Source organism: Sorangium sp. So ce887 (assembly GCF_051521455.1).
GTDB lineage: Bacteria > Myxococcota_A > Polyangia > Polyangiales > Polyangiaceae > Sorangium.
The window spans coordinates 9,211,843-9,236,817 of record NZ_CP150354.1 but is presented as its reverse complement, the minus strand read 5'-3'; the positions used below and the strand labels follow the sequence as shown (position 1 = coordinate 9,236,817).

Genomic DNA, 24,975 nt, shown 5'->3' with positions numbered 1-24,975 from the left:
CATCATGACCGTGCCCGATCATTTGCGTGATACGTTCGCGCTCCTCTTGCGTGCGTTTCGAGACGGAGTCGCCGAGGATGAGTACATGCCGTTACTCACCGTCTTGGCACGATACCTGTGCGATGAGAATGTCGTCATCGTCGCCGCGGAGCTCACGGGAAGGGATCGCGGGATCGTGCTGAACGATGTGTACGCAGCGCAGGAACATTCTGAATCCACCGATGTGGACCGAGTCGTTCGGCGTCTAGAGACGGTCGGGTTCAGGGAGTGGCGGAGTAAGGAAGAGTAGAGGTTGGGAGGCGCCCTCGCCCCCATCGCCTGTGCTGGCTCCAGAAGATGAATCGAACTCAGGTGACTGCTGTCCTCCTCCGTGCCAGAGTGTGAGGGAGCCTGCGCCGGCGTTCGCACCAGTGGTCTTTGCCGAGTAGAGAATCCGCACCGTGCGCCACGTGAAGACGCCGAAGCCGGTGGGGTTGGGGAGCCGATCGCCCAGGCCCTGCAACTTCGATAATCCGGTGTTGTTGGTGTTGAGCTTCGCCATCGAGCGATGTCCATGCGCCAGGTGAGCAGGCCGCAGATAGGGATGACGAAGGCCCGGAGCGGATAATGGAGCGGTTCGCAGCGGCGGCTCTCGTTGCAAAGACCACCGTTTCCGCCACGTCGCACGATCCTCCTTCGAGCCCTCGAAAACTCCGAGATTCCGGCCCCTCGATCAGGCCAGTTCCGGCGACGATTGTGGAACAGCCAGGATGGCTCGATGGTGGGTGGTCGGGTGGACGCCGAGCGCGGTGGCGACCTCCCGGATGGATCTCCCCGCCCGTCGAAGCTCGACAGCCCGCCCGAGGTCGAACTCGACCCTGAGTCTGCCGAGCTCGGCGCCACGCCTCTTGGCGGCCTGGAGCCCGGCTTTGGTCCTCTCCCGGATCAGCTCCCGTTCCAGCTTAGCCACGGCGGCGATGATGGTGAAGCTGAACCTCCCGGCCGGTGTGCTCGTGTCGATGCCGTCGTGAATGGAGATGAAGTCGATGCCCCTGGCCCGGAAGTCGTCGAGCGCGGTCACGAGGTGGCGAACCGACCGGGCGAAGCGGTCGAGGCGCCAACAGGCCACGAGGTCCGACGGCGCTGAACCTGCGCGGCAGGGCGTATTAGGTGTATGATGGCGCGGGCGTGGTGACGAGCCAGGCGTACGACTTCAAGGGCAACGTGCTGCAGGCGTCGCGGCGGCTGCGCAGCGACGTGCACGCCGACGCCGACTGGTCGGTGCTGGCGGCGCTGACGGATGTGGCCGCCATCGGGGCGGCGGCCGAGCCGCTGCTGGAGGTGGAGAGCTTCGGCACGCAGACGGTGTACGACGCGCTGAACCGGCCGACGAGCGTGACGGCGCCGGATACGAGCGAGGTCAAGCCGACGTACAACGAGGCGGGGCTGCTGGAGCGGGTCGAGGCGCGCATTCGAGGCGCGGTGACGTGGACGACGTTCGTCGACGACATCGATTACGACGTGAAGGGGCAGCGCGAGCGGATCGAGTACGGCAACGGCACCTCGACGGCGTACACGTATGACCCGCTGACGTTCCGGCTCTCGCGCCTGAAGACGATGCGGAGCTCGGACAGCGCGGTGCTGCAGAACCTCACGTATGTGTACGACCCAGTCGGGAACATCGTGGAGATCGGGGACAGCGCGCAGCAGACGGTGTTCTTCAACAATGCCGTGGTATCGCCGAGCGCACAGTACGTGTACGACGCGGTTTACCGGCTGATCGAGGCGACGGGCCGGGAGCACGCGGGCGGGCTGTCGGACGCGCCGCGTGACCAGAACGACCTGCCGATCCAGTCGCTGCCGCACGCGAACGACGCGCAGGCGCTGAGGAACTATACGGAGCAATACGTCTACGATGCGGTGGGCAACCTGCGGAGGATGGTGCACCAGGCGGGCACGGTAAGCTGGACGCGGTGGTATGCGTACGAGGAGACGGCGAACAACCGGCTGACGAGCACGACCGGGAACCCGGAGAACGGGCCGTTCCGCACCTATGCGCATGACGCGCACGGCAACATGACGTCGATGCCGCACATCACGGCGCTGACCTGGGACGAGAACGACCAGGTGCGGAGCACGGATCTCGACGGCGGCGGCGATGTCTATTACGACTACGATGCTGCGGGCCAGCGCGTGCGCAAGGTCTGGGAGCACAGCGGGGTTGTGGACGAGCGCATCTACCTCGGCGGCTACGAGGTGTACCGGAGGCGCAACAGCTCAGGGCTGGTGCTGGAGCGGCAGACGCTGCACGTGATGGATGGCGCGCGACGGGTGGCGATGGTGGAGACGAAGACGGTGGACACCTCGGGGCCGTTCACGGTGACGCCGCGGGTGCGCTACCAGCTCGACAACCACCTCGGGTCGGCGTCGCTGGAGGTGGACGGGGCGGGGCTGGTGATCGGCTACGAGGAGTACCACCCGTATGGGACGACGGCGTACTGGTCGGCGGCGTCGGGGGTCGAGGTCTCGCAGAGGAGGTACAGGTACACGGGCAAGGAGAAGGACGAGGAAACGGGGCTCTACTATCACGGGGCGAGGTACTATGCGCCGTGGCTCGGGAGGTGGACGAGCGCAGATCCGGCGGGGATGGTGGACGGTCCGAACCTGTACGAGTACGTGAGGGGCAATCCGATCAGGTTGAGGGACCCGAGTGGGAGGGAGTCCACCGACCAGCGCATCGCGCAGATGTCCGACGTGCAACTGCACCGGCATGTCAAGGCTATCTCTCCGGAAGCCCGAGCAGAGTTCACCGCTTCCGCGACGGGAAAATTTAAGGAGCGCGTTTCAGTCACGCTGGCCCGGGGAAAATTCGAATCGATCCGCACCGGCGTGACGACGGTTGAACATGTACGGCCACAGCCACAGGCGGAACCGACGCATTCTATAGCGCCGGGGCGCGGTGATCCACTGCCGGGATCGGTCTACGTGGCACCCGAGGGAACCGGCAGAAGCTCTGCCGACCGTTTGCCCGATCCAGTAACGAGGGCTGTCTACAAGTACCTGACAGAGGAGAACCCGACCGCCGGGAAGGTCGTGGAAGCACTTCAGATCGCCGGGGCCATAGTTTATCTTGCAAACGACCTCCGTTCGGTCAAATCGGCAATCAGCACCGGGAGCAAGTCGAAGCCCGGAAGTACGATGCCCGAAGGACCGCCTGCTGCGGCGAGTACGGAGCAGAAGGGCGTCGCTGACGCTGCAAAGGTGGGAGTTCTTGTTGGAAGCGGCCCGCGCGGGATGGTTGAGCTGAGCTCTCGTGTGAAGTCGGCCAATTATGTGAGGAATTTTCAAGGGCCGAAACCTGTCGATTTCATTTACGACCCCAAATCCAGAGTGTTTAGGATGACGAATCACCCCTTGGGTCACGAGGGGCTCGCTATGGGAAGCAATTCGGCTGTCGGTGGCACGATTTGGCGTGAGGACGCACGCCTTCGGACCGATGAGCGCAGCGGTCATTTAGGACACCTTTGGACGCCGGAGATCCGAACGCAGTTCACGGAGTTCATGCAGTCTTTTGGCGTTAAGGTGTCTCACTCGGCTACATGGCGTTAAGGTGTCTCACTCAGCTGCATGGTGACGGCTATGTTGACAAGAGCCATTTCAGTAGGCAGTTGGCAGGAGTCGCCGGTGCGCGACACCAATGAGGTGCGACGCTGGCGAGCGCTTGTCGTCACCTCTTCGCTTGCAATAGGCGTCGACGAGCAGGGCCAATGGCTGCAATTTGTTCCCCGAACAGAAAGACTCATCCCTGCAACTGCTGAGAACATGTTGTTCTATCTGCCTCTTCTCGACATGGAGTACACGGAATTCGATTCGCAGACGGGTCGTGTTATGATGGATGACGAAGAGCTGCGCACAGGCGCAAGAGATTTAGTACAGAAGGTTCTTAGTCTCGCATTGCAACAGCGGTCCACGTCTTACATTGAGCGTGCGTTGTCGTGGCTCGAGCACGTCTCGCCCAATGATGATGCGCGCAATGCATTAGACGAATTTGCGCGCAGCAAACGCGGAACTCAGATCCTGCGCCATGCTGCTTTCTCGATTCTGAGGCGTCGCAGCATCTGACGCAGATGGCCCCGTCACCAGCAGAGGGCCATTGATTAGGTAGCGATAACCATCATACCGGCAAATCGTCGTCGGCTGCTGACGCCCGACCGCGCATTTGTGCCACATGTCGTTGTCCGTAATGACAATGGTAAATATAAAAATCATTCGGCCCGAGTTTTACCGAAGAGCCCTTGTTCGTGTCCGCGATCCCGGCACAATGGTAGGAATTGACGTCAGGCTTCGGACGCGAATGGCTGCCATCGACGTGCCGCTCAAAGTGTATTCCAAGCTGTGCCCCGCGCTGAAACGCATCGCAGATCATTTCTCTGCGGGTGCCACGTGAAGGGGACGATGTACGCGAGGGCTCGACGAGCTGAGTGGACAGAAAAAATCTGAATCGAATCCAGGTTGCTGCTTTCATCCTCCTTACCCCCGAGGCACCAGAAAGGTGAGAGCGCCCGAACCGACGGTCGCGCAGTTCGGCGTTCGCACCAGTGGAACCGAACCCTGTCCTCCTGCGTCAACCGACCCATCGAGCTTTGAGCGGGCCGCTCTGTCTCGGTGCGCTGGCGGACCGGTGCAGGCGCTTGATCGAGGCGACGCCCGACGGATGGTGTCGCGCCGAGCCTCAGATCAAAGTCGCCCCCGGGATCGCAGGTCCGGGGGCCTGCGCCGCGCGGCCCTCGAGCCGGCGGTCCCCGCAGCCCCCCGGATCTCCGGCCGCCCCGCTCCCCGCCGCCTCAGAGCGTCGTCCCGCGCCCCGCTCTCGCCAGCGCCTGGTCGAGCGCGCTCGGGCTGAACCCGACGAGGATCTGCCCCCGCACGTCGATGATCGGGATGCTGCCCCCGCGCTGGTGAGTCTTCGCGAGCTTGTCCTGCATCTCGGCGGCCGCGGCAGCGTCCTCCTCGATGTCCTTGACGACCGCGGCGACGCCCTTCGCGCGCAGGTAGTCCGCCGCCTGGTGGCACGGCTTGCACCACGAGGCGCCGTAGATGATCACCGTGACCCCGCCGAGCTGGCTCGGCGCCGCCGGCGCGCCCGCGCCCGCAGAGCCGCCGGGGCCCGGCGCCGCCGCGGGCGGGGGCGCCGTCTTCGCGATGTGCTCGGCGCGCCGCTTCTCCAGCAGCGACTCCCATTCCCGCCGCGGCATCGTGCGGACCGCATACGTGCCGTCCGGGCGCTTCTGCGTCAGATCCGCGACGTAGAACACGTCGCGCGTCCCCTCCGTCCGGTCCGAGAGCATGGCGCGCACCATCGAGCGGCCCTCGGCGGGTACGTCGGCCGGGTGGAGCTCGACGTGCGTGTCGCCCTTCTCGTCGACCCACGTGAGCATCAGGCTCGCCGTCTCGTCGCGCAGCTCGAGCGGCGGCAGCTCGGCGGAGGTCTGCGCCGGGGCGGTGCCGTCGTCGCGCTGCTCCTTGCACGCCGGCGCGAGCGCCGCCGCGGCGAGCGCCAGCAGGACCGCCGCGAGCCGGGCGCCGGCCGTCCACGCGACGCACGCGACGCGCACGCCGCGCGTGCCCCGCGCCCCGCGCCCGCCGCCCGGCGCCGGCCTCACGCCTCGCCTCCCACCGTCGTCGCCGAGGCGCCGAGCTCCTCGCTGAGCGCCATCCACTCCGCCATCGCCGCGTCGACGCGCTTCGCGAGCGCCTGCTCCTCGCGCGCCGCCGCCGCGAGCTTCGCCCAGTCGCCGCCCGGGTCCTTCTTCAGCGTCTCGCGCATCTCGGCGAGCTTCGCCTCGCCGGCCGCGATCTCCGCCTCGAGCTCCTTCACCCGCTTGCGCTTGCGCTCCGCGGCCCGCGCCGCCGCCTTGTCGCTCTCGAACGTCCGCCGGCGCGCCGCCGCGTCCCCCGCGTCCCCCGCGCCCCCCGCGTCCGGCGGCGGCATCGTGGCGCCGCTCCGCCGCACCGCGCGGGCCGGCTTCGCGCCCTTGTCGGCCGCGGCGCCCCTCGCCGGCTCCTCGCGCGGCGCGGGCGCGGGCCCGCTCGCGCCCCGCTGCGCCCCGCGCCGGCCTCCGGCCGCCGCGCGCTCCTCCGCCTCGCGCGCCGCCGCCTCGGCAGCGAGCTTCTCGAGGTTGTCGCGGTAGTCGCGGAAGCCGCCAGGATAGATGTCCACGCGCCCCTCGCGCACGGCGACGGTGCGCGTCGTCACCTGCTCCAGGAACCGCCGGTCGTGCGAGACGAGCAGCACCGTGCCCTCGAAGCCCGTGAGCGCCTCCTCGAGGATCTCGGCGGCGGGGATGTCGAGGTGGTTCGTCGGCTCATCGAGGAAGAGCAGGTTGCGCGGCTCGAGCAGCAGCTTCGCCAGCGCGAGCCGGCTCCGCTCGCCGCCCGAGAAGCCCTGCACCTTCCGGAGCGCGTCGTCCCCGTAGAAGCGGAAGCGCGAGAGGTACTGGCGCGTCGCATCGACGTTCATGTCGGCGCGGACGCTGCGGATCTCCTCGACCGCGGTCTTCGACGGGTCGAGCGAGCCGAGGTGCTGGTCGAAGTAGCCCTGGCAGAGGTTCGTCCCGCGCCGCACGTCGCCGGCGTCCTCGGGCGCGCCCGCGCCGGCGAGCAGCTTGAGCAGCGTCGACTTGCCGGTCCCGTTGGGGCCGACGACGCCGACGCGGTCGCCGCGCCGGAGGAGGAGGTCGACGCCGGAGAAGAGCGTGCGCCCGCCGCGGGAGGCGCCGAGCCCGCGCGCGTCGAGCACGATGTCCCCGCTGCGCGGCGCGGGCGCGAACCGGAACCGGACCTTCTCGGCGACCGCCCAGACGTCCTCGGGCCGGTCGACGGTCTCGAGCTTGTCGAGCATCTTGCGCCGGCTCTGCGCCTGCTTCGTCTTCTGGCCGGCGATGTTGCGCCGGATGAAGTCCTCGGTCTTGGCGACGAACGCCTCCTGCCGCTCGGCGAGCTCCCGCTCCCGGGCGAGGTCCTCCTCGCGGGCGACCGCGTAGTCGCTGTACTTGAGCGGGTAGACCCGGAAGCTGCGCTGCCCGAGCTCCATCGTGTTCGGGCAGACGGCGTCGAGGAAGGCGCGGTCGTGCGAGACGCAGAGGAGCGCGCCGCCGAGGCCCGCGAGGTGCTTCTCCAGCCAGGTGATGGTCTCGATGTCGAGGTGGTTCGTGGGCTCGTCGAGCAGGAGGAGGTCGGGCTCGATGGCGAGCACGACGCCGAGCTGCAGGCGCCCGCGCTCGCCGCCGGACAGGCTCTCGACCGGGCGCTCCATGTCGGCGGGCGAAAACCCGAGGTGGGCCGCGATGATCTCGACGCGGCGCTCGAGGTCGTCGCCGCCGACGATGTGGTAGCGATCGGTGAGGTCGCTGAGCCGGGCGAGGTCGGCCTCGCTGCCGCTGGCGGCGTCGTGCTGCGCCGCGGTGAGGGCGTGGCGCAGCTCGAGGACCTCGGAGAACCCGGAGAGGAAGGCCTCGAGCACCGTGCCCGCGGCGTGGAGCTCGTGCGACTGCCGGAAGTAGGCGACCCGGATCCCCTTGCGGATCACGACCGAGCCCGTATCGGGGGTGAGCTCGCGGGCGACGAGGCGGAGCAGCGTCGATTTGCCCGCGCCGTTCGGCGCGACGAGCGCGGCGCGCTGGCCTGGCTCCAGGGAAAAGGTGATGCCTTGGAAGAGCTTGTCGGCGCCGTAACCGAAGCTGAGGTCGGCGACCTGAAGGACCGTCATTGCGGCCGAGTTCTAGCATGGGTCGGGCGCGCGCAAGGGCGCCCGGGCGCGGGGCCCGACAGCGCGCCGACAGCGTTGGATGACAGTCGGTCCTGGCGGCGCGGGCGGTGCGGGCGATGCAGGGGAGGGGGCGCCTCGCCCGCTCGGCGAGCGGGGCGCCCGCGGGCTCAGGTCTCGACCATCGCCGCCTTGAAGGCCGGTCGCTCCGTGACGCGGCCGAGCCAGCCCTGCAGGTGCTTCTGCTCGGAGAAGTCGATCTTCGCCGCCGGGAGGCCCCAGCCGAGCACGGACGCGAGGTCGAGATCCGCCAGGGTACAGCGCTCGCCGGTGAGGTAGGGGCGGCCGGCGAGGTGGCCGTCGAGGATGCGGAGCAGGCCGCGCGTCTCGGTCAGGGCCTGCTCGGCTTGCTTCGCGTCGCGCAGTTCCTCCGCGAAATAGTCGCTTGTGTTCGCGATGTAGCGGAACAGGGCGGAGGCGAGGCTGACCTGGCCCCAGACGAGCCAGGTCAGGGCCGTGAGCTGCTCGGGCGAGCCGGGGGCCGGCCACAGGCCCTTCTGGACGCCGTAGCGCTCGCCAAGGGCGATCTGGATCGCCACCGCCTCGAACATCGGGGTGCCGTCGATCACGAGGGTCGGCACCTTGCCATTGGGGTTGAGGGCGAGGAACTCCGGCTTCTTCTGGTCTCCGGCGCGCAGGTCGACCCGGACGACCTCGTGGGGGAGGTCGAGCTCGGAGAGCGACAGGCTGATGCGCCCGGCGCTGGACATCGGAGAGTAATAGAACGTGATGGACATGGGGTTAGCCTCCAGCGCCCCTTGTAGTTGATCCGACTCGCCGCCGTCACGCCCAACATGCAGCGGAACCCCGGGCTGGTTCGGAGCTCGCTGGCGCGATGGATGCGCGGCATTTGCCGTGCGGAGCAAGAATCCGACGTGGGGGGTGGTGAGCTGGCGAAGGGCGAAGGGGGCGGTCCTTCGCTGGTCGTGCCTCCGAGCCGGAGATGCGCCGAGACCGAGGACATCGGCAGCGGCCGCGTGCCTGTGGGGTGACGCCTCGCCGGCGGCTCCGGCGTTGAGCGGGGCCGCACTCGATCCAGGGCTCTGTCCCGGCGTCCTGCTCCTCGCCCGCGAGCTTCGATGAGCGATGGGGGCGGGGGATGGTGATTACATCAGCTCATCTTGTCGGAGTCGCTCGCCAGCCGCGCCAACGCGCGGATATGATTGACAATGGAGTGCTCATGCTGCTCCAGTAGATTGGAATCGATACGTCACTGTCTCGACCTTAATTCGCTCTGCAAGCCACGGTGCCAGAAGCTCCCCGAAAAAGCCGACGGTCTCCGCCCTCCCGACCGGGAGCGAGGCGCATGGCGCATTTTTCCAGCAAGCCCGTGAGCACCTCCGGGTTCGTCACGGCGCGGCGCGACCCGAGCGACCCGAGCGACCCGAGCGACCCGAGCGACCCAACAACGATGACTCGAGTTGATTCACGAATTCTGCATAAATCATCGTTAAGATCCGCTCATGGCATTCGCGAACGTTTGATTGGTTACTGATCGGCAATACATTTAACTAAACTTGCGTAAGCCCTTGTCTCCTGTAATGATTGCCATGGGGGAGGGGCTGTGCTCTCGGTGTCTCGGCCCTGAGATCTGGCCGGCGCCGGAGCTCCATCGGAGGCGAGGTCTCTTCACCCCTCCTGAAGGAGACGGCTATGTCGCGCGACCCACTGACGCAGCGCTCCACCATTGCCGAGGTACAGAAATGGCTCACGGAGAGGATCGCGGAGCGCTCGGGCGCGCCGCCACGGTCGATCGATCCCGGTGCGAGGTTCAGCGATTGCGGGCTCGACTCCATGGCTGCGATGAGCCTGATCGCCGCGCTGGGGGAGGCCATCGGGCGGCCGCTCCACCCCACGCTGATATGGGAGTGCCCCACGATCGAGCGGCTGGCGCGTCACGTGGCCGAGGGACCGAGCCTCTCGCCTGCTCCTCGCGGCGCGCGCCCGGGTGAGGGGGCACTCGGGGCGCGGGGCGCCGAGCCCATCGCCATCGTCGGTGTCGCCTGCCGGTTCCCGCAAGCGCCGGACCGTGACGCCTTCTGGCGGCTCCTGCGGGGCGGCGTGGACGCGACCTCCGACGTCCCTCCGGGGCGGTGGGAGGTCGACGCGCTCTACAGCGCCGATCCCGGCGCTCCCGGGAAGATGAGCGCGCGCCGTGGCGGGTTCCTGGACCAAGTCGACCATTTCGATCCGCAATTCTTCGATATCTCGCCACGCGAGGCCGTCCAGATGGACCCCCAGCAAAGGCTGATGCTGGAGCTCTCGTGGGAGTCGCTGGAGGACGCCGGCGTGCCGCCGCGGTCGCTCGAGGGCAGCCAGACCGGCGTGTTCTTCGGCGCCATGTGGGGCGATTACGCGAGGGTGAATGGCGGCCACATCGACGCGATCGTCCAGCATACAGCCGCCGGGCAGGACCTGAGCATCCTCGCCGCCCGGGTCTCCTATGCGCTCGGCCTCCAGGGGCCCAGCCTGCACGTGAACACCGCCTGCTCCTCGGCGCTCGTCGCGGTCCACCTCGCGTGCCAGAGCCTGCGGCTTGGAGAGTGCGACCTCGCGCTCGCCGGAGGCGTGAACCTGATCGTCGCCCCGGAGAGCATGGTCGCCATCTCCAAGTTCGGGGCGCTCGCGCCCGATGGCCGCTCGAAGGCCTTCGACGCGCGCGCAAACGGGTATGCCCGCGGCGAGGGCGGCGGCGTGGTCGTGCTCAAGCCGCTCTCCCTCGCGCTCGCGGCCGGCGACCCCATTTACTGCGTGATCCGCGGCAGCGCCGTCAACAACGACGGGCTCAGCAACGGGCTCTCCGCGCCGAACCCGAAGGCGCAGGAAGCCCTCCTCCGCGAGGCCTACGCGCGCGCGCGGGTGAGGCCGGAGCAGGTCGATTACGTCGAGGCCCACGGCACCGGCACCATCCTCGGAGACCCCATCGAGGCGAGGGCGCTGAGCGCCGTCCTGTGCGCAGACCGCCCGCCGGAGCGGCCGCTCCGGATCGGGTCCGTCAAGACCAACATCGGCCACCTCGAGGGCGCCGCGGGCATCGCCGGGCTCATCCGCGTCGCGCTCTCGATGCGGCACCTGGAGCTGCAGCCGAGCCTCCACTTCGAGCAGCCGAATCCGCACATCCCGTTCGACGATCTGCGGCTCTCGGTGCAGCGAGCGACGGAGCGGTGGCCCGAGAAGGAGCACGGGCCGGCCCTGGCCGGCGTCAGCTCCTTCGGCTTCGGCGGGACCAACTGCCACGTCGTGCTCGAGGCGGCGCGGCGCCGGGATGCGCACCTCCTGCCGCTGTCCGCGCCGAGCGCCGGGGAGCTCGCGGCGCTGGTCCGGCGCGTCCATGCGCTCGCCACCTCGAGCGGCGAGCGGCCCCATGTGCAGGCGCTCTGCGGCGCGGCCGCGGCGCGGCTCAGCGGGGAGGAGCACAGGCTCGCGCTCACCGTCTCCTCCCATGAAGAGCTCGCCGCGCGCCTCGACGCCCTCCTGGCCGTGCACGCGCAGCCGGGCGGCTCGATCGGCGAGGCGACTGGCCAGCCGCCGAAGATCGCCTTCGTGTTCGGAGGGCACGGCTCGCAGTGGCTCTCCATGGGGCGCGATCTCCTGCAAGATGAGCCCGTCTTCCGGTCGACCCTGCAGCGATGCGACGCGGCGATGCAGCCGCACGCGCGCTGGTCGCTGCTCGCCGCGCTGGCGACCGGCGACGAGCGCCTGCTCGAGGAGGCCGACGTCGTCCAGCCTGCCATCTTCGCGATCCAGGTCGCGCTCGCGGCGTTATGGCGATCCTGGGGCATCGAGCCGGATGCGGTGGTGGGGCAGAGCATCGGCGAGGTCGCGGCGGCCTGCGTCGCCGGCGCGTTGACCCTCGAGGACGCCGCCGCGGTCATCTGCGCCATGGGCAGGCTCGTCCGGCAGAAGAGCGGCTCGGGCGGGGTGGCCGTCGTGGAGCTCTCCGTCCCCGACACGGCGCACGCGCTCCAGGGCCACGAGGGCCGCCTCTGGATCGCGGGGAGCAACAGCCCGGGATCGACCCTGGTCTCGGGGGAGACGGCGGCGCTCGCGGCGCTGCTCCAGGCGCTCGCCGATCAGGGGGTGACGGGCAGGCAGGTCCGGATGGATTACGCCTCGCACAGCCCGCACATGGACGCGCTGTGCCCCGAGCTCCAGCGCGCCCTCGGGAGGATCGCGCCGCGCGGCGGCGGGACGCCGATCTACTCGACCGTGACGGGGGCGCGCCTCGACGGCGCGGCGCAGGACGCCGCGTACTGGGCGCGCAACCTGCGGGAGCCGGTGCACCTCGCCGGCGCGCTCGATCGGCTGATCGACGACGGATACAGCGTCTTTCTCGAGCTCGATCCGCACCCCATCCTCACCCATGCCGTCGCGTCCAGCCTGGCCCGGAACGGACGGAGCGGCGTCGCGCTGCCGTCGCTGCGGCGGGACGAGGCGGCCCGGGGGTGCCTGCTCGACTCGCTGGGGGCCCTGTACATGCTCGGCGCGCCTGTCGCGTGGCGCCGGCTGGCTCCACCCGGCGCGCCGGACGCCCTGCCGGCGCCGATCGAGGGGCCGCGCGCTCCCGGGCCGGACGCGGCCCCCCGACGAGCGGAGGCGGGCGAGCCTGCCCCGCCCGAGCTGCTCGTGCTCTCGGCGCGCTCCAGGCCGGCGCTCCTCGCGCTCGCGGGATCGGTGGCGTCCCGGCTGCGCTCGCCGGAGAGCGCTCTGCTGCGCGATGTCTGCTACACGGCGAGCGTCCGGCGCAGCCATCTCGAGCACCGGCTGGCCGTCGTGGGCTGCTCGCAGGAGGAGATGGCCGGCGCCCTCGACGACCTCGCGCGCGGCGGCGTCGCGCGTGCCGGCGCGGCGCAGGGCGAGGCGCCGCCGGGGCAGCGCCCCACGGTGGCGCTCGTGTTCTCGGGCCAGGGGTCGCAATGGCCGGGGATGGGGCGGGCGCTCCTCCGCCAGGAGCCGGTCTTCCGCGACGTGGTGGAGGCGTGCGACAGGCTGCTCGCGACGCTCGCCGGCTGGTCGCTGCTGGAAGCGCTCGAGGCGCCGGAGGCCTCGTCGCGCCTGCACGAGACGCAGGTGGCCCAGGCCGCGCTGTTCGCGGTGCAGGTCGGGCTCGCGGCGCTCCTCGGCTCCTGGGGGATCGCCGCGGACGCCGTGATCGGGCACAGCGTCGGGGAGATCGCGGCAGCGCACGTCGCCGGGGCGCTCAGCCTCGAGGAGGCGGTGCGCATCGTCCACCACCGGGGACGGCTCATGCAGCGGGCGACCGGGCTCGGGAAGATGGTCTCCGTCCAGGCGTCCCCGGAGCAGGCGGCGCGCGCGCTCGAAGGATACGAGGGGCGGCTCTCGATCGCCGCCGTCAACGACCCCGGCTCGGTCGTGCTGTCCGGCGACGCGGCGGCGCTCGGCGAGGTGGTGGCGGAGCTCCGGCGCGCCCGGGTGCACTGCCGCGAGCTGCCGGTGAACTACGCGTTCCACAGCCCCCAGATGGAGCCGTTCCGGGGGGAGCTCGCGAGCGCGCTCGGGGAGATCGCGCTGCGCCGCGCGGACAGGCTCATGGTGAGCACCGTGACGGGCGACGGCATCGGCGGCGAGGAGCTCGACGCGTCGTACTGGGCGAGGAACCTCCGGGAGCCGGTGCTGCTCGCGCGCGCGATCGAGAGCGCCGTGAGCGCCGGACACCGGATCTTCCTGGAGGTGGGGCCGCACCCTGTGCTCTCGGCCAACGTGCAGCGGTGCCTCTCGGCGCGAGGGGTCGACGGGCTGGTCGCCCCGACCTTGCGCCGGGGCCGCGACGAGCGGCGCTGCCTGCTCGAGTCGCTGGGCGCCCTCCACACGCGCGGGTGCCCGGTCGAATGGGCCCGGATGTATCCGACGGGCGGGCGCTGCGTGCCGCTGCCGGTTTATCCATGGCAGCGGAAGCGATACTGGCTGGAGGCGCCCGGGGACACGCGGCGGCGCGAGGCGCCGGGCGCGCCCCCTCCGGCGCTCCCGTCGCTCCTCCGGTCGGCCGACGCGGCGGCCTTCGCGGCGCAGCTCGGGCTCTCGGCGGCGCTCTCGGCCGAGGAGCTCGGCCTCGTCGGCCGGGTGCTCGAGGCGCTGCGGGCAAGGGTGGATCAGGAGCGCGCGGAGGCGGAGATCCAGCCGTGGCTCCATGAGCTCTCGTGGAAGCCGCAGCCCCTGCCGCCGCGCCCGCGCTCCTCCACGCCCGGGCACTGGGTCGCGCTCGTCGACGAGGGAGTCACAGGAGACAGGCTGGCGGACGCGCTCGAGGCGGCGGGCGCGACATGCTCCCGGCTCCGCCTGGGGAGCGCCGCGCGGCGCGTGGCAGAGCCGACGTGGACCTGCGACCCGACGCCGGAGAGCCTCGCGGCGTGGTGGGCGGAGCGCGCGGCCGAGCGCGGGCCGGTGCGCGGCGTGGTCCACCTGTGGAGCCTCGGCGCCGCGCCTCAGGGCGAGGACACGCTGGACGCCGCGCTCGAGCGAGGCGTCGAGAGCGCGCCGGCCTTGCTGCGCGCCGCCCTGCAGGCAGAGCGCGGCGAGCGGCCGCGGATCTGGTTCGTGACCCGCGGGGCGGTGTCGGTGGGCGCGGGCGACCCGGTCACGGCGCCCGCGCAGGCGGCGCTCTGGGGGCTTGGCCGGACGCTGGCGCTCGAGCATCCGGAGGTCTGGGGAGGGCTCGTCGACCTGCCGTCCTCGCCCGGGGAACACGACGTCCCCGCGCTCCTGGCGCAGGTGCTGAGCCCCGACGCGGAGGACCACGTCGCGCTCAGGCCGTCGGGGCGGTTCGTCGAGCGGCTCGTGCGCTGCAGCGGCGGGCCGCCGGCCGGCGCGCCGGCCTGGTCCACGTCGGGCACGGCGCTCATCACCGGGGGGCTCGGCGCGCTGGGCAGGCATGTCGCGCGGTGGGCGGCGCAGCGGGGCGCGCGGCACCTCGTGCTCACGAGCCGCAAGGGAGCGTCAGGCGACGACGGCGCCTTCATCGCGTCGCTCGAGGCGCTCGGGGCGTCGGTGACCGTCGCGCAGGCCGACGCGGCCGACGCGGGGGCGATGGCCGCCGTGCTCGCGGACATCGACGCCCGGCTGCCGCCGCTCTCCGCGGTGTTTCATCTGGCGGGCGTCTCCGATCAGACGCCGCTCTTGGCCCTGGACAGCGCGGGGCTCCGCCGGGTGCTCTCGCCGAAGGTCCACGGGACCTCGGTGCTCGACGCGTTGACGCGCGACCGGCCCCTCGACGCGTTCGTGTGCTTCTCGTCGATCGCCTCGGTGTGGGGATCGGCGCGGCAGGCCAGCTACGCGGCGGCCAACGCGTTCCAGGACGCGCTCGTCAGGGCGCGCCGCGCCGCGGGGGCGCCCGCGGTCGCCGTGAGCTTCGGTCCGTGGCGCGGCGGCGGTATGGCGACGGGCGCGATCGCCTCGCTCGAGGAGCGCGGGGTGCGGGCCTTCGGCCCGGAGCAGGCCATGGCGGCCCTGTCCTTCTGCCTGACCGCCGGGGCGGCGCAGGTGGTTGTGGCCGACGTCGACTGGCCGAGGTTCTGCGCGGTGCTCGAGAGCAGCGGCCCGCGCCCGCTGCTGTCGGAGATGCCGCGCGCCGCCGAGCCCACGCCGGGCGTCGCCGAGCCCGTTCTCCGCGACGAGCTCACGGCGGCGCCGCCGCGGGAGCGGCGCCGGATGCTCCAGCGATGGATCCAGGCCTCGGTCGCCGAGACGCTGGGGTTCGCCGAGGCCGGCGAGGTGAGCCTGACCCGGGGCTTCTTCGATCTCGGCATGGATTCGCTGATGGCCGTGGAGCTGTGCACGCGCCTGGGCCGCGCGCTCGGCCGGCCGCTGTCGTCGAGCGTGACGTTCAACCACCCGAACGTCGTCGCGATGACCGACTTCTTGCTCGACGAGCTGTCGCCGAGCAGCCCCGGCGAGGCTCCTCTGGCGGGGACCGAGGAGCGCGCGGGCGTGGACGGCGCGGCCCCCAGCGGCGCCGGAGGGCGCGCCGCGACCGGGAACGAGCCGATCGCGATCGTGGGGATGGGGTGCCGCCTGCCGGGGGGCGTGGAGAGCCCGGAGGACTTCTGGCGGCTGCTCGAGCAGGGGGTCGACGCCGTGAGGCCGATCCCGGCGGACCGCTGGGACGCCGCAGCGTACTACGACCCCGATCCGGACGCGGCCGGCAAGATGGTTGTCCGGGAGGGCGCCTTCCTGGCCACGGCGCCCGATCGGTTCGACGCGCGCTTCTTCGGGATCGCGCCGCGGGAGGCGATCCACCTCGATCCGCAGCACCGGCTGCTGCTCGAGGTCATCTGGGAGGCCATGGAGGACGCGGGCGTGGTGCCCGGCGAGCAGCCGCTGACAGGCGTCTTCGTCGGGATCGGGCCGAGCGACTACAGCATCCTGCAGCGGGCGCACGCGGACCTCGAGGCGATGGACGCCTACACGCTCTCGGGGACGTTCACGAGCTTCTCCGCGGGCCGGCTCTCGCACGCGCTCGGGCTCGAGGGGCCGAGCATGGCCGTCGACACGGCGTGCTCGTCGTCGCTGACGGCGATCCACCTCGCCTGCCGGAGCCTGTGGGGCGGGGAGTGCCGGGTGGCCGTCGCGGGCGGGGTCCAGCTGATGCTGGCCCCGCATCTCCCGGTGTACCTGTCGCGCCTCCACGTGCTGGCGCCGGACGGGCGGTGCAAGACGTTCTCCGCGGACGCGGACGGGTATGGCCGGGGCGAGGGCTGCGGCATGGTCGTGCTGAAGCGCCTGTCGGACGCGGTGCGCGATGGCGACCGCATCCTGGCGGTCATCCGTGGCTCCGCCGTGAACAGCGACGGCCGCAGCGCCGGCATCACCGTGCCGAACGGCAAGGCGCAGGAGGCGGTCGTGCGACAGGCGCTGGCGAGCGCGGGGCTCTCGCCCGGCGACATCGATTACGTCGAGGCGCACGGCACGGGGACGGCGCTGGGGGATCCCATCGAGGTCGAGGCGCTCGCGGCTGTCCATGGCGAGGGTAGGCCCGGAGGCCGGCCGCTCAAGATCGGCTCGGTGAAGACGAACATCGGCCACCTGGAGTCGGCGGCGGGGGTGGCCGGCCTGATGAAGGTGGTGCTGTCGCTGGGGCGCGGGGAGCTGCCGGCGCAGCTGCACACGCGCGCGCTCAACCCGCGCATTCCGTGGGCCGAGCTCCCGATCGCGGTGACGGCGGCGGCCGAGCCGTGGCCGCGCGGGGGGCGGTCCCGCCGGGCGGGCGTGAGCTCGTTCGGGATGAGCGGGACCAACGCCCATATCGTGCTGGAGGAGGCGCCCGATGTCGCCGCGCCGCCCGCTGTTCCGGACGCCCCCCTCACGCTGCTGCCCCTGTCGGCGAGGACCCCTCGGGCGCTCGCCACCCTGGCCGAGGCCTATCAGCGCTTCCTCGGCAGCGCTCCGGCCGACACCCGGCTCGTGGACATCGCTTACACGGCGAGCGTGCGGCGCCGCCATCATGAGTTTCGCCTCGCCGTGGTGGGGCGGTCCCGGGAGGAGCTGGCCGAGGCGCTCGGTGCGTGCGCGCGTGGTGAAGGGCACCCTGCCGCGGCGAGCGGGCAGACCGTGCTCGGATGGCAGCCTCAGGTGGTCTTCGTGTTCTCGGGGCAGGGCTCGCAGTGGGTGGGGATGGGGCAGCAGCTGCTCGCCGAGGAGCCCACCTTCCGCGCGGCGATCGAGGCGTGCGAGCCGCTCGTGAAGCAGCACGCGGGCTTCTCGCTGCTCGCCGAGCTCGCCGCCCCCGAGGCGACCTCGCGGCTGGATCAAACGGAGGTCGTCCAGCCGGCGATCTTCGCCGTGCAGGTGGCCCTTTCAGCGCTGTGGAGGTCGCTGGGCGTCACGCCCGACGCCGTGATCGGCCACAGCGTCGGCGAGGTGGCGGCCGCGCACGTCGCCGGCGTCCTCAGCCTGGACGAGGCGGTCCGGCTCGTGACGATCCGCGGGCGGATCATGCAGCGCGCCACCGGCCTCGGGAAGATGGCCTCCGTCGCGCTGTCCGAGGACGAGGCGGCGGCCGTCCTGGAGGGGCGCGCGGACCGGATCTCGATCGCGGCGATCAACGACGCTCGCTCCGTGGTGCTCTCCGGCGACGCGGCCGCGCTCGAGGAGGTGGTGGTGAGCCTGCGGGCGAGGCAGGTGCCCTGCCGCATGCTGCGGGTCAATTATGCCTTCCATAGCCCGCAGATGGAGCCCTTGCAGCGAGACTTCCGGGACGCGCTGGGGGAGGTCGCGGCGGTCCGGGCGTCGCTCGCGATGTACAGCACCGTGACGGGCGAGCGCCTCGAGGGCGAGGCGCTCGACGCGGGGTACTGGGCGCGGAACATCCGTGAGCCCGTGCAGTTCGCCCGGGCTGTCGCCGCAGCGTGGGCGGACGGCCACGAGATCTGCCTGGAGGTCGGCCCGCACCCGGTGCTCCTGGCCAACCTCCAGGAGCTCCTGTCGGAGCGGGGCACGGGTGGGAAGGCGGTCCCCACGCTGCGGCGTGACCAGGGAGAGCGGCGGAGCGTGCTGCAGGCGCTCGGGGCCCTCCACGCCCACGGCTACCCGGTGCCCTGGAAGCGGCAGTACCCGTCGGGCGGGCGCTGCGTCCCGCTGCCGGCGTACCCCTGGCAGCGGGAGCGGTACTGGATCGAGGGCGTCGCGCCCGCGCCCGATCTCTCGGCGACACCCGAGGCGCCCGGGGTCGCGGAGGAGCTGCTCTACTCCGTCGCCTGGCATCGCAGCCAGCCCGGGCTCCCGCCCACGGCCCCGCGCCCGTCGCGCGGCGCGTGGCTCCTGCTCCTGGATCGGGCCGGCACGGGCGAGGAGCTGGCCGCGCTCCTGAGCCAGCGCGGCGACGCGTGCGTGCGCGCCGTTCCGGGGGAGCGTTATGCGCGCCTCGGGGACGGGCGCTACGAGGTGAACCCCTCGGACGGCGCGGCGTTCTCGGCGCTGCTGGACGACGCGTTCAAGGGGGATGCGGCGTGCCGGGGCGTCGTGCATCTCCTCGGCCTGAACGCCGCGGCGGCGGAGGCGACGACGCCGGAGACGCTCGAGGGCGACTTGCGCCTCACAGGCCTGAGCGCGCTGTCCCTGGCGCAGGCGCTCTCGCGCCGGGGGTGGCGCGACGCGCCGCAGCTCTGCCTCGTGACCCGCGGCGCGCAGGCCGTGACCGAGCCGGCGCCGGTGTCCGTGGCCCAGGCGCCGCTCTGGGGCGTCGGGGGTGTGCTCTCGGCCGAGCACCCGGAGCTCCGGTGCAAGCGCGTCGATCTGAGCCCGACCCCCGCGGTCGGCGAGGCCGCCGCGCTGCTCCGGGAGCTCGACGTGGCCGACCGCGAGGACCGGATCGCGCTCCGCGGCGCGGCGCGGTACGTGGCGCGGCTCGCGCGCGGCGTCCCCGGGGCCAGCCCCGGCGCGAGCGCGAGCTTCCGCGCCGATGGCGGTTACCTCATCGCCGGGGGCCTCGAGGGGCTCGGCCTCTCGTTGGCGCGGTGGATGGTGGACAAGGGCGCCCGCCACCTCCTGCTCACCGGCGAGGTCGGCGCAACGGAGGCGGCCCGGAGCGCGATCGCCGCGATGGAAGCGGCAGGCGCTCAGGTGGTCGTGGCCGAGGTCGACGTGGCGCAGCCGTCGCGGGCGGCCGAGGTCGTGGCGGCGATCGAGCAGCGGTTCCGCGTGCTCCGAGGGGTCGTCCACGCGGAGCCGGCCGCCGCGGGCGGCGGCGCGCAGGAGCGCGACGTGCACCGCTCCTGGACCGCGGCGGCCTCGCGGGCGCGCGGGGCGTGGAACCTGCACGAGCTGACCGCGGACAGGCCCCTCGACTTCTTCCTCCTGCACGCCTCGGCGATGCCGCTCCTCGGAGCTCCTGGCGACGCGGGCTCCGCGGCGGTCGACGCGTTCCTCGGCGCGCTCGCGCACCACCGGCGCTCCATGGGGCTGCCCGCGCTGAGCATCGACTGGGGCCTCTTCTCCGAGGAGACCCCGGCGGAGGGGCGCCACGGCGCCGCGGCGCGCCTCTCGCGCAGCGGGACGGGGCTCCTCACCGAGGCGGACGCGCTGGCCGCGCTGGAGCGCCTGCTCGGGGGAGGGGCGGCCCAGGCCGGCGTCATGAGGTTCGACCTGCGCCGGTGGCTCGAGTTCTACCCGACCGCCGCGGCGTTGCCCTTCTGGGAGCACCTGCGCAGCGAGGGTGATCGCGCGAAGCAGCGCGCGCCCGAGGTCGCGCGCCTCCGGGCGATGCTCGACGGCGCGACGCCGGAGGAGCGGTCCTCGCTGATCGAGCGCCTCGTCCGGGAGCTCGCGGGCAGGGTCCTGCGGCTCGATCCGGGCTCGATCGACCGGCACGTGCCGCTGAACGATCTCGGCATCAACTCGCTGATGAGCCTGGAGCTGCGCAACGGATTGGAGGCCGGCCTGGGGCTTTCGCTGCCGTCCACCTTGCTCTGGACCTACCCCCACGTCGCCGGGCTCGCCGCGTACCTCGTCGAGCAGCTCGGCTCTGGCGCCGGAGCTCGACCCGCGTCGCCTCCGCCAGCGCCGGCGCCGCGCGCCCCGAGCGTGGCAGCGCAGCCCGCGGCGGCGCCGGAGGTCGAGCCGATCGCCATCGTCGGCCTGTCGTGCCGGCTGCCCGGAGGCGGAGGCGATCCCGAGGCGTTCTGGCGAACGCTCGAGGACGGCGTCGACGCGATCCAGCGGGTCCCCGCGACCCGGTGGCCCGATGACGCGATCCCCGACGGCCCGTCGGGGACGCGCTGGGCCGGGTTGCTGGACAGCGTCGACGCGTTCGACGCGCGCTTCTTCGGGATCGCGCCTCGCGAGGCCACGAGCCTCGACCCGCAGCAGCGGCTCCTGCTCGAGGTGGCCTGGGAGGCGTTCGAGGACGCAGGGCAGCCGCCCGAGCGGCTCCTCCGCAGCCGGACCGGCGTGTTCGTCGGCATGGCGGCCCAGGACTACCAGCACCGCGTCGCCTCGCTCGATCCCCGGCAGCTCGACGCCTACTGCGCGACCGGCACCTGGGCGAGCACCGCCGCGGGGCGCCTGTCCTACGTCTTCGGCCTCGAGGGGCCGAGCATGACCGTGGACACGGCGTGCTCCTCCTCGCTGGTCGCGATCCACCTCGCGTGCCAGAGCCTCCGGAGCGGCGAGAGCGACATGGCGATCGCGGGGGGCGTCAGCCTCATCCTGTCCCCGCTGACGATGTGCCTGGTGGGCCAGACCCACGCGCTCTCTCCCGACGGTCGATGCAAGACGTTCGACGCCGCCGCGAACGGGTACGTGCGGGCAGAGGGCTGCGGCATGGTCGTGCTCAAGCGGCTCTCGGATGCGCAGCGGGACGGCGACAGGATCTGGGCGCTGGTCCGGGGCTCGGCCGTCAACCAGGACGGGCGCTCCTCGGGGCTGACGGCGCCGAACGTGCTCTCGCAGCAGGCGCTCCTGCGGCAGGCGCTGGAGAGCGCCCGCGTCTCGCCGGCCCAGGTGGGCTACGTCGAGGCCCACGGCACCGGCACCTCCCTCGGGGATCCGATCGAGCTCACGGCCCTGAAGGAGGTGCTGGGCGGGCCGCGGCCTGACGGGCTGCCCTGCTGGCTCGGCTCGGTGAAGACCAACATCGGCCACCTGGAGGCGGCGGCGGGGGTGGCGGGGCTCATCAAGGTCGTGCTGGCGCTGCGCCACGAGATCATCCCGAAGCACCTGCACTTCCAGACGCTGAACCCGCGGATCTCGCTCGAAGGCACGCCGTTCGCCGTCCCGGTGGCGCCGCTGCCCTGGCCGTCCGGAGGCGCGCCGCGGATCGCCGGGGTGAGCTCCTTCGGCATCAGCGGGACCAACGCGCACGTCGTGGTGCAGGAGCCCCCGCCGCCCGCCCCGCCCGCGCCGGTCGACCGCGCGCATGTCGTGCTCCTCCCCCTCTCCGCGAGGAGCCCGGCCGCGCTCTCGGCCATGGCGGAGGCTTACCGGCGGCTCCTGGTCGAGGATCCCGCCGGAGCTCGTGTGGACCTCGCGGACCTCGCGTACACCGCGAGCGCGCGGCGCGGCCACCACGAGCATCGGCTGGCCGTCACCGGCGGCTCGCGGCAGGAGCTCGCCGGGCTCCTCGAGGCCTACGGGCGGGGCGAGGAGGCCGCCGGTGTCGCCCGCGGAGACGCGCGCGCGGCGGCGCGGCCCCGGGTCGTGTTCGTGTTCCCGGGCCAGGGCTCGCAGTGGCTGGGGATGGGGCGGCAGCTCCTCGCGGAGGAGCCGATCTTCCGCGAGGCCCTTGTCGCGTGCGACGCGGCGATCGCGAGGGAGACGGGGTGGTCGCTCCTGGAGGAGCTCCACGCGGGCGAGGAGCGATCGCGCCTCGCGGAGATCGACGTCGTGCAGCCAGCGCTCTTCGCGATCGGCGTGGCCCTTTCGGCGCTCTTTCGCTCGTGGGGCGTCGAGCCGGACGCCGTGGTGGGGCACAGCATGGGCGAGGTGGCGGCGGCGCACGTCTCGGGCGCGCTGACGCTGGACGACGCCGCGCGCGTCATCTGCCGCCGGAGCAAGCTGCTGCGGCGGCTCAGCGGCGCGGGGGCGATGGCGCTCGTCGAGCTGCCCATGGATCAGGCCCGGCAGGCGATCTCCGGGTACGCGGGGAGCGTGTCGGTGGCGGTGAGCAACAGCGAGCGGTCGACGGTGCTGTCCGGCGAGCCCCTCGCGCTGGACGAGATCCTGGCGGAGCTCACGCGGAGAGGGGTGTTCTGCCGCCGCGTGAAGGTGGACGTCGCGTCGCACAGCCCGCAGGTGGACCCGCTCCTCGGGGAGCTGCGGGCGGCGCTCGACGGGCTCGCGCCGGTGGCGGGGCGGGTGCCCATGCGCTCGACCGTGAGCGGGGAGATCTGCCGCGGCGAGGAGCTCGGGCCGGACTACTGGGCGAGGAACCTGCGGGATCCGGTGCTGTTCTCGGGCGCCGTGCAGCGGCTCGCGGACGACGGGCACGCGCTGTTCATCGAGATGAGCCCGCACCCGGTCCTGTCGCCCGCCATCGAGGAGGGGCTGCGCGCGAAGGCGCCCGCGGGCGCGGCGCTCCCGTCGATGCGGCGGGAGCGGGACGAGAAGCGATGCCTGCTGGAGGCGCTCGGGGCGCTCTACGCGCACGGCTACCCCGTGGACTGGAAGCGGCAGTATCCGTCAGGAGGCCGCTGCGTCTCGCTGCCGGCGTACCCCTGGCAGCGAGAGCGCTACTGGATCGACGAGGGCCCTCGGGCGTCCTGGCCCGAGGGGCACCTCGCGGCGCCGGACGACGACGACGAGCTGCTGTACGCCGTCGAATGGGAGCGCCGCGCGCCGGTGCCGGCGAACGGCGAGGGCCGCTCCCAGCGCGGCGCCTGGCTCGTGCTCGCGGACCAGGCCGGGACCGGCGCGGAGCTCGCGGAGCTCCTGCGCCAGCGGGGCGACACCTGCGTCGTCGCGGTGACAGGCGAGATCACGGCGCGCCTCGGGTCCGGGCTCTACGCGCTGGACCTCGCGGACCCCATGGCGTTCCGGTTTTTGCTCGAGGACGCGTTCGGCGGCCGCCCGGCGTGCCGGGGCGTCGTGCACCTGTGGAGCCTCGACGCGCAGGCCGCGGACGGCGTCACGCTGGAGACGCTGGAGCGGGATCAGCACCTCGGGGCGCTGAGCGCGACGTTCCTCGCGCAGGCGCTCCTGCGCAGGGGATGGCGCGACACGCCGAGGCTGTGGCTCGTGACCCGCGGCGCGCAGGCGGTGGCGGAGGCCGCGCCGGTGTCGGTCTCTCAGGCTCCGCTCCTGGGCTTCGGCCGCGTGCTCGCCTCCGAGCACCCGGAGCTCCGGTGCACGCGCGTGGACCTCTCCCCGGCGCGCGCGCCGGAGGAGGCCGCCTCGCTCGTGCGAGAGCTCGACGCCACGGACGACGAGGATCACATCGCGCTCCGGGCGAGCGAGCGCTACGTCGCGCGGATGGCGCGCGGCGCGCTGCGGGGCAGGCTCGCCGGCGGCGTCGATCTGCGCCCGGACGGCAGCTACCTCATCGTCGGCGGGCTCGGGGGGCTCGGGCTCTCGCTGGCGCGCTGGATGGTGGCCCGGGGCGCTCGCCACCTCGTGCTGGCGGGCCGCAGCGGCGCATCCGAGGAGGCGCGGCGCGCGATCGACGCGCTCGAGGCGCGGGGCGCGCAGGTGGTCGTGGCCCAGGCGGACGTGTCGCGCCGCGACCAGGTCATCGAGCTCCTCGCGGCGATCGAGCGGCGCGCCCCGCCGCTCCGCGGGGTCGTCCATGCGGCCATGGTCATCGCCGACAGCACGGTGATGGAGCAGAGCGCCGAGCGCTTCTGGAAGACCATGGCCCCGAAGATGCACGGCGCGTGGAACCTGCACGCCCTGACCGCGAGCAGGCCGCTCGATTTCTTCGTGATGTACTCGTCGGTGGCCTCGCTGCTCGGCGCGCCGGGCAACGGGAACTACACAGCGGCGAGCGCGTTCCAGGACGCCCTCGCGCATCACCGGCGCGCGCTCGGGTTGCCCGCGCTGAGCATCAACTGGGGGATCTTCTCCGACGTGGGCATCGCGGTCCGGCAGGCCGACGTCATGGGCCGCGTGGGCGACCGGGGGATGGACAGCCTCACGGAGGCGGACGGGCTGCGGATGCTGGAGCGCCTGCTCGCGGCGGACATGCCCCAGATCGCGGTCGTCCGGTTCAACGTGCACCGGTGGCTCGAGTCCTACCCGAGCGTCGCGCGGTGGCGCTACTGGGACCGGCTCACGCGCGAGCGCGCCCGCGCGGCGCCGAGGTCGTCGGACATCGTCCGGGTCCGCGAGGCGCTGGAGAGGGAGCTGCCCGAGGAGCGGCGGTTTCGCCTGGAAGGGCACCTGAAGGAGCAGCTCGGCCGTGTGCTCCGCGTGGATCCGGCCACGATCGGCCCGCTCGAGGTGTTCGCCAGCCTCGGGATGGACTCGCTGACGAGCCTCGAGTTCCGCAACCGTCTCGAGTCCAGCCTCGGGCTCAGCCTCTCGGCGACGCTGCTGTTCACGTACCCGAACATCGCGTCGCTCGCCGACCACCTGCTCACCGAGATCGAGGCGGCCGATGCCCCCGCTGAGGAGGCGAACCAGCGGACCTTCGCCGATGTCCTCGGCGATCTCGATGAACGTGAGTTGCTGAGCCTTCTTGACGAGGAGTTGACGCTAGCCAGCGGGAGGAGATCGGTATGAGCGCG

Annotated in this window: 8 protein-coding genes; 4 read left to right on the top strand and 4 right to left on the bottom strand. The window is 72.1% G+C overall.

Annotation, left to right across the window (positions count from 1 at the left end):
- Positions 1 to 4: 4 nt before the first annotated feature.
- On the top strand, positions 5 to 289 hold the full coding sequence (locus tag WMF36_RS34475; RefSeq protein ID WP_437575043.1) for a DUF3349 domain-containing protein: 285 nt from the start codon (positions 5 to 7) through the stop codon (positions 287 to 289).
- Between the two features lie 423 nt (positions 290 to 712).
- On the opposite strand, the gene WMF36_RS34470 is transcribed toward WMF36_RS34475, so the two are convergent.
- Positions 713 to 1,060, bottom strand: a complete 348-nt coding sequence (locus tag WMF36_RS34470) for a recombinase family protein (RefSeq protein WP_437575042.1) — start codon at positions 1,058 to 1,060, stop codon at positions 713 to 715.
- Between the two features lie 107 nt (positions 1,061 to 1,167).
- Between WMF36_RS34470 and WMF36_RS34465 the strand changes: the two genes are divergently transcribed.
- Both WMF36_RS34465 and WMF36_RS34460 read left to right on the top strand, forming a co-directional pair.
- Complete coding sequence (locus WMF36_RS34465) at positions 1,168 to 3,588, top strand: RHS repeat-associated core domain-containing protein (protein ID WP_437575041.1); 2,421 nt, start codon at positions 1,168 to 1,170, stop codon at positions 3,586 to 3,588.
- Positions 3,589 to 3,663: 75 nt separating this feature from the next.
- Positions 3,664 to 4,101 (top strand): hypothetical protein, encoded by a 438-nt coding sequence (locus tag WMF36_RS34460; RefSeq protein WP_437575040.1) that lies wholly within the window; start codon positions 3,664 to 3,666, stop codon positions 4,099 to 4,101.
- Between the two features lie 722 nt (positions 4,102 to 4,823).
- On the opposite strand, the gene WMF36_RS34455 is transcribed toward WMF36_RS34460, so the two are convergent.
- The 3 genes from WMF36_RS34455 to WMF36_RS34445 all read right to left on the bottom strand — a co-directional run bounded on the left by WMF36_RS34455 (position 4,824) and on the right by WMF36_RS34445 (position 8,541).
- On the bottom strand, positions 4,824 to 5,642 hold the full coding sequence (locus tag WMF36_RS34455; protein WP_437575039.1) for a glutaredoxin domain-containing protein: 819 nt from the start codon (positions 5,640 to 5,642) through the stop codon (positions 4,824 to 4,826).
- The gene (locus WMF36_RS34450; RefSeq protein WP_437575038.1) at positions 5,639 to 7,747 is read right to left on the bottom strand and encodes an ABC-F family ATP-binding cassette domain-containing protein; all 2,109 of its coding nucleotides are present in this window, start codon (positions 7,745 to 7,747) and stop codon (positions 5,639 to 5,641) included. Before WMF36_RS34450 ends, WMF36_RS34455 begins: the two co-directional genes overlap by 4 nt.
- Positions 7,748 to 7,914: 167 nt before the next feature.
- Positions 7,915 to 8,541 carry a glutathione S-transferase family protein gene (locus WMF36_RS34445; protein WP_437575037.1) on the bottom strand — a complete coding sequence of 209 codons (627 nt, stop codon included), beginning with the start codon at positions 8,539 to 8,541 and terminating at the stop codon, positions 7,915 to 7,917.
- 916 nt (positions 8,542 to 9,457) lie between these two features.
- Here WMF36_RS34445 and WMF36_RS34440 point away from each other — a divergent pair.
- Positions 9,458 to 24,970 (top strand): SDR family NAD(P)-dependent oxidoreductase, encoded by a 15,513-nt coding sequence (locus WMF36_RS34440; RefSeq protein ID WP_437575036.1) that lies wholly within the window; start codon positions 9,458 to 9,460, stop codon positions 24,968 to 24,970.
- Positions 24,971 to 24,975 lie beyond the last annotated feature (5 nt).